Source organism: Neobacillus rhizosphaerae, from assembly GCF_050477885.1.
Lineage (GTDB): Bacteria > Bacillota > Bacilli > Bacillales > Cytobacillaceae > Neobacillus > Neobacillus rhizosphaerae_A.
The window spans coordinates 59,134-65,230 of sequence record NZ_JBCNAC010000009.1; the positions used below are offsets into that span (position 1 = coordinate 59,134).

A 6,097-nucleotide genomic window follows, 5' to 3' on the forward strand; every position below is an offset into this window, starting at 1 on the left:
TTAAGGTCAGCTCGTTCTCTTTGGATTTAATCGCACTCATATGGTGGTTGCTCCTCAGGGAGTTCACGTGCTTCTTCAATATTTGTTGATTCATAGCGAGAATGCACGGACCCACCGGAGAGCCCCTCATTAATCATCCGGTCCACATCTACAAATGCCTGGTCACGACCCTCATAGGCAGAACCCTGGTCAGTTGTATTATTTTTTCTTCCTTTCATTTTCACCAATCCCTTCCACATTTCTAACAATAGTTTATGGAAAGGAAACATTTTCATTCAGAATTATTCGTACACATGATAAAGCATTAACTCATGAATTTGGCTCGTTAGGGAATCAATCTCTTCTAGTTCAGGCGTGTTTGTTGTCCATTCGATCTTTCCTGCCTGATGATATATGCCAGTATATCTTTGTTTTTTATAGTAAAAGGAAAAATTCCAACCAGGAATATTCTTGTTATCAAATAACGGTTTGAACTGAAAGTGCATAATCATGCTACTAACCCCCATTCATTAAAGTGTCTTTACTAATAGATTACCTCTAATAAATGAGTATTTAAATAAAATTTTCAGTTAGTTTTTTATCCACTGAAGAAATAGGCGGCAAAGCTGTTCTATTTTTCTATCTTCAATATGTCGTTCATCGAAACTCATCGGCTTCGAGTTTACCTCATAGATATAATACTCACCATCTTCACTAATGCAGGCATCAATTGAAAATTCACCAAAATAGCCAAACTTAGTTGATAATTCACTGCCGATTAAAGGGACAATCAATTCAAAGAATTGATCATGTTCATTTGATTGCAGTAGCTTATAAGGAAGGAGTTTTCCTCCAGATGGTATATGCGTGGTAATGACTTGTTTGTGGGATTGCCTAATGCCAACCCCAGTAACAATATAATTATCATATTCAGCGTGTGCTAAAATACGAAAATCAAAACGAGCCCCTTCATATTTCGCAGAATGTATTTCTTCTTGTGCCAAATAGTTTTTTTCTAGCAGTTTCTTACTCCATTTCTCCCAAAAGTCGTCTAAGGAACTAAAGTTTTCAATCAGTTGAACAGAATCAAGCTGGAGTTGTTCCGAGCCAATCATTTTTAAGCGAAATATTCCTTTACCTTTGGCTGACTGTGCGGGTTTTAAATAAATGCTTGTATGTTTGTTTAGGAATAAAGCAAATTCTTTCTTGTGATTGACCTGTATAGTTTGTGGAAGGTAGCGGTGAAGGACATCATGATTTTTAAACAGATCATAGAGCTCATACTTATCAATAAAACAAGGATTAAAATACGGAATCTTTCTTTCTTTTAACCTAGAAAAAAATCTTTGGCTTGATAAGTCGTGCTCTGATTTTCGAAAGGGAATGCGATTATAAACTAAATCTGGATATGGGAATGTTTCTTTTCTCCAGCATTTTTTATCAGGGGAGTAGGAATAGCCAATGATTCGTTCTTCATCTGCATCCTCTGGAGTAAAAACAAAGCTTATTCCGTTTAATGAAATAAGCTTTTTTTGTAATTCTATAAAGAGGAGCCCATTCCCAGCTAACGTTCCATTTGCTTTCTTTGCAGTCATAATGCCAATTAGTGGATGCTCACTTTTAGAAATCATTTGAAAAGTTCCTCAGGGTGTAAAAAGGATTGTTCGGTAAGAAAAACGGCAAATGCAATGGAAAGCTTACTAGTTTGTAAATCAAACTCCTTTAATTCAGGATGACTAAAAATGGAACGGCCTGGTTTTGAATTTGCTTCAAAAAGCCAAACCTCTCCATTCCGGTCAATCCCTAAATCAAAGCCAATCTCACCAATTATTCCTTCAATTACTTGATCAAGAGCAGAACTGAGTATTAGAGCTGCGGTAGACAACTTTTCTGTGTATAAATTGCATACTTCTTTAGGGAAAATCTCTTCCATTGTTTTAATTTCTCCACCACTCCTAGTATGCGTTGTCACGCTGCCAGGGCCAGCAATTTTTGCTGCAATCGCGGTCATATGCCACTTCCCAAATTCGTCTTTATTCGTATGAACACGAAAGTCTATAGAACGCTGTTCGTTTCTGAGCAAGTGAATGCCTTGTTGAACTATCATGTTTTCCAGTGATTGATTCGCAAAAACAGAGTTGAATAGTTTTTCTAAAGTAGAGAATTTACGCAAGCGGTTTGTTCCTTCTCTGTCCTGGTATCGACAATAATAATCGTCCGTTAATTTGTCATAAATAATTTGATGAACACCTAACCCCAGGCTGCCATTTTTGGGCTTTATAAAAATATGACCATATTTGGATAACATGGTTTCGATAATAGAAAAAGAGATAAAAGGAAAGGTTTCAGGAAGATAGCTTGTCACTGATGTGTCCTGTTGAAGCCGCTCGTAAATATCAAGCTTATTAAAGAATCCCGGATTATACCACGGAATAAGATATTCCTTTTGCAATCTGTCCCTAACCATAATTAGTTTAGGATTTCCCTCACTTCTCCTATTGGGAAGACGGTCGTAAATTACATTTGGAAATGGCACATCCACTGTTTCCCATGAATGTTGATGATAAAAATACCCTTCAATCGTTCCTTGTTTCCAATTAATATGCTGTTCTCCAAAGACAAAAGGTAGGGCACCTACGGTTTTATTAACAGAGAGTAGTTTTGCAAAAAAAGTCGTTCTCTCACCCATTGGAAGTAATGGGTCGGTTGTAAAACCTGCCGTAAATATGCCCACAAGTGGACCGATAGAAAGAATTTGATTGTCTATGAACGCATGAAGGGGGACATTAAAGGAGGGGAGTTGAATGGCTTTTTGAATTCTCCTACTCATTACGATTGTCTCTTCATTGTCTGGATGTGGAAGGAAATCCACCTCCACAGATTTTGAACCAAAAGCAATACTTTTTATTTGTTTATCTCGAATAATAGCTGGTGGGCAAAAAACAACCATTTGGTCATTTTCAATTATCTCAATGAGATAATGTTTTCTCATAATAGATCTTCCTTTCAGTTTCTTCCGACTGAGAAAGGTATTTTCCATAAAGGAGGGGAGCGCGCGAAAGTACCTCCTGAACATCTGGTTGGGTTTGTAAAAGAACCTTTCTTCCAGGTTTTGAATTCATATCAAGAATCCATAAACCTCCATTTTTTGCCACGCCTATATCAATTCCAATTTCAAATAAAGGCATAAATTCCTGTTCTAAAATGGATGGGAGGTTCGTGAGAATATAAATTAATTCTTGGCGGATATACTCAGCAGTTATAGTTGGTATCGTTTTAAGCCAGGTATTAAAAGGGAACACGGAACCACCAGCACTTAAGTTTGATAAGATACCCCCTGTACTGCCTACACGCACCCCTCTACCACGTTCAACCCAGTCCCCTTTTTCATCTTTTTGAAGAAGAACACGTATATCGAATGGCTGTAATTCATTATTGGATAATTCTAGATATGGTTGTAGGAGATACTTATGCTTTTTTAGCAATGTGTTTAGCCAAAGAAGAAGCTTCGTTTCATTTGGAAAAATCCGTGTAATAATTTCTTTGTTTTTTTCTGTTTTTACTTGATAGCTTCTATCATTCCTTTTTAGATAATAAATACCGTACCCTTGTGACCCGTTAACTGGTTTTAAAATAACTCTCTGATGGGAAGATAATTTTTGTATGATTATGGCTGGTTCTGATACGGCTTGACTTACAGGAAGGTAAGAAGATAGAAGAGTATCTTTCAATGAATGATATAATTCAAGTTTATTTGGTAATCCATATCCTAAAAAAGTAATATCCTGCCTGCTTTTTAGCCAGGAGACAATTGGCATGCATTGTTTGGAATGGTCATCATCTCCGTAAAAACATCGATCATAAATAATGGTTGGAACAGGACATTCACATTCTACCCAGGATTGGTCCATAGGCTGATATTTTCTCCCGTTAACCATAAGCGTGTGTGGATTAATCAGAGATGGAGAGAACCGGAAAACCTCCATTTGGCATTCTTTAGCATGACGAGCTATATCGTTAATATAAGACTGTTCACTATCCATAGTTAAAGTCATAATTCCAAGCGTAATCAAGTAAAATCCTCCTTCACGACATCAAAGTCAAAAGCAAGTTCTGTACAAAATTGAATAATTGCTTTGGCAGACGGTCTTATTTTTCCTAAACCATCCTCAAAGTTCTTGGAAGGTTTAGAATTTACTTCAATTAACCACGGTTTACCGGCTTGATCTATTCCTATATCAATTCCAAGTTCACCAAACAAACCTTCAGTATGATGGCTAATGACCGAAGCTGTCTCAATTGCTAATTCCTTCATAAGGGCAATGGCTTCTATCGCCTTTTTTTGAGTCATCCCATTCTTTAAAGCATATATAGGTCGTGTAATGGTTCCACCTCTTGCTATATTGGACACAAATTCCTGTTCCGCTGCAATTCGTGCCACTGTCGAAGTTACCTTCCAATCGTCATTTATGTTTTTGTGGCACAAGACTCTAAAGTCCACTGCACAAGAGTTGTGGGTGATTAGGTCAATGCCTTGTTGAATAATATAGATACGATTATTAAGTATGGGCTTTAAAAGTTGATAAATCTCGTCAATGGTATACTGTGCTAACCATTCTTTTAACTCAACGGATAAGGAGGTTTGAAGTGTATAGTGGGTTTCTTCAGTATTCTTGCTGATTTTTATAATGTTTCTTCCTTGGCTCCCATGGATAGGTTTTAGGAATATCGTCTTATATTTTTTAACAAACTCTTTCAGATGATCTTTAGAAAAGATTTTTGTCTCCGGAATAAATGGTGTAAGCTGATTCTCTTCCCTTACATGTTCATAAATCTCCCATTTGGAGAGAAAGCGGTCATTAAATAGAGGAATCATTAATTGTTCGAGTCTTTGGCGAAACTCTAAGTAGTACTTCTGTTTCTCGAGTCTTCTAGAGTGTATACGGTTATAAATCACATTTGGTAAGGGGAGTTTAGCTAAGGTCCATTTGCCATTTTCAAAATAATACCCTTGGCCCATAAGTTGATCATAAGTAAACACGTAAAAGAAACCACCACGCACAGTCACTTCCTGATGTAGCTCTTCACAGAAGGCATGGATGGAACGAAAATGAATGTCACTAGTGTTAGTGGAAGGTAAATCGGTTAATAAACCAATGATAGGACCGAGGGACAGTTCTTGAGTGTCCGGTTGATACATGGCTTGGAGCGTTAACTTTCTAAATGGAAGTCGAAAGTCTTTAAGAGTAGATTCAGATAAATATAATTCGTTCACTGCGCCTGCGAATTGCCGCACATACATTGTTATTGTTTTTTGTCCGATCGTAACTTTTATATGCTGCCCTTTATTTAATTGTAATTGAGCAACTAATGAATCTGACATTTGTAAAACGTACTTGTTTTCATTATCCATTTTTGTTGGAATCATCGTAATGGGGATTAACGGATATGACATACACACTCCTCATTTACTTTGCATCTGGGTATTTGCTGATATAGTATGGTATGTCAAATCAATCGGTAAGGTGATTTGAACATTCTCGCGTTTATCGGAATAGTTTGTTATAGTTGTTAGGAAATGTTATTCAAAAAAGGAGTGAACTAGAGTGGCAGTGAATTTATATGATACCGCTTATGCATTAGAAACAGCGATCCGTCAGAGTGCTGAGTATACTCAATTACAAGAGGCGTATAAAGAAGTTAACGCTGATCCTCAAGCAAAGCAGATGTTTGATCAATTCCGTCAAATTCAAATGAACTTATCCCAAAAACAAATGATGGGCCAAGATATTTCTGAGCAAGAGGTTCAACAGGCACAGTCCACAGTTGGACTCGTTCAGCAGAATCCTAAAATTGCTAATCTGATGCAGGCGGAACAACGGATGAGTATGATTATTGGTGAACTAAATCAGATCATTATGAAACCATTAGAAGATTTATACGGTAAAATGTAAGATCCCATTTATGGCCTTCGGTTAAAGAAACCGAGGGTCTTTTTTTTGAAAGATATTGTATAATATTTGGCACAGTCAAAGTCCTTGATACGGTGGTATTTTATGTCCCACTCAAATGGAAAGAAGCCCGACCGGTAAGTAGGGGAAGTGTCAAATGCCCGTGG

General features: G+C 37.2%; 8 protein-coding genes. 2 read left to right on the forward strand and 6 right to left on the reverse strand.

All coding sequences use genetic code 11. From position 1 onward, the window contains the following. Positions 1 to 26: 26 nt before the first annotated feature. From ABES03_RS01065 to ABES03_RS01080, 4 genes are all read right to left on the reverse strand, one after another. On the reverse strand, positions 27 to 218 hold the full coding sequence (locus tag ABES03_RS01065) for a hypothetical protein (RefSeq protein WP_430114402.1): 192 nt from the start codon (positions 216 to 218) through the stop codon (positions 27 to 29). A gap of 63 nt (positions 219 to 281) precedes the next feature. Then, positions 282 to 491, reverse strand: coding sequence for a YheE family protein (locus tag ABES03_RS01070; protein WP_430114404.1), 210 nt, complete (start codon positions 489 to 491; stop codon positions 282 to 284). A 78-nt stretch (positions 492 to 569) separates the two neighbouring features. Then, positions 570 to 1,610 (reverse strand): YheC/YheD family protein, encoded by a 1,041-nt coding sequence (locus ABES03_RS01075; RefSeq protein ID WP_430114406.1) that lies wholly within the window; start codon positions 1,608 to 1,610, stop codon positions 570 to 572. Beyond that, positions 1,607 to 2,809: a YheC/YheD family protein gene (locus ABES03_RS01080; RefSeq protein WP_430114423.1), complete on the reverse strand. Its 1,203-nt coding sequence runs from the start codon at positions 2,807 to 2,809 to the stop codon at positions 1,607 to 1,609. Before ABES03_RS01080 ends, ABES03_RS01075 begins: the two co-directional genes overlap by 4 nt. Positions 2,810 to 2,813: 4 nt before the next feature. On the opposite strand from ABES03_RS01080, the gene ABES03_RS01085 reads away from it, so the two are divergent. Next, a complete protein-coding gene (locus tag ABES03_RS01085) occupies positions 2,814 to 2,960 on the forward strand; it encodes a hypothetical protein (protein ID WP_430114425.1) in 147 nt (48 codons plus the stop codon). Here ABES03_RS01085 and ABES03_RS01090 read toward each other — a convergent pair. Beyond that, entirely contained in the window at positions 2,949 to 4,052 is a 1,104-nt protein-coding gene (locus ABES03_RS01090) for a YheC/YheD family protein (RefSeq protein ID WP_430114408.1), read from the reverse strand. The two genes, ABES03_RS01085 and ABES03_RS01090, sit on opposite strands and share 12 nt — an antisense overlap. Continuing rightward, positions 4,049 to 5,434 (reverse strand): YheC/YheD family protein, encoded by a 1,386-nt coding sequence (locus ABES03_RS01095; RefSeq protein ID WP_430114410.1) that lies wholly within the window; start codon positions 5,432 to 5,434, stop codon positions 4,049 to 4,051. The genes ABES03_RS01090 and ABES03_RS01095 overlap by 4 nt, the downstream gene beginning before the upstream one ends. 151 nt (positions 5,435 to 5,585) lie before the next feature. Here ABES03_RS01095 and ABES03_RS01100 point away from each other — a divergent pair, with 151 nt between their 5' ends. Continuing rightward, a complete protein-coding gene (locus ABES03_RS01100; protein WP_430114412.1) occupies positions 5,586 to 5,933 on the forward strand; it encodes a YlbF family regulator in 348 nt (115 codons plus the stop codon). The last annotated feature ends 164 nt before the right edge of the window (positions 5,934 to 6,097 follow it).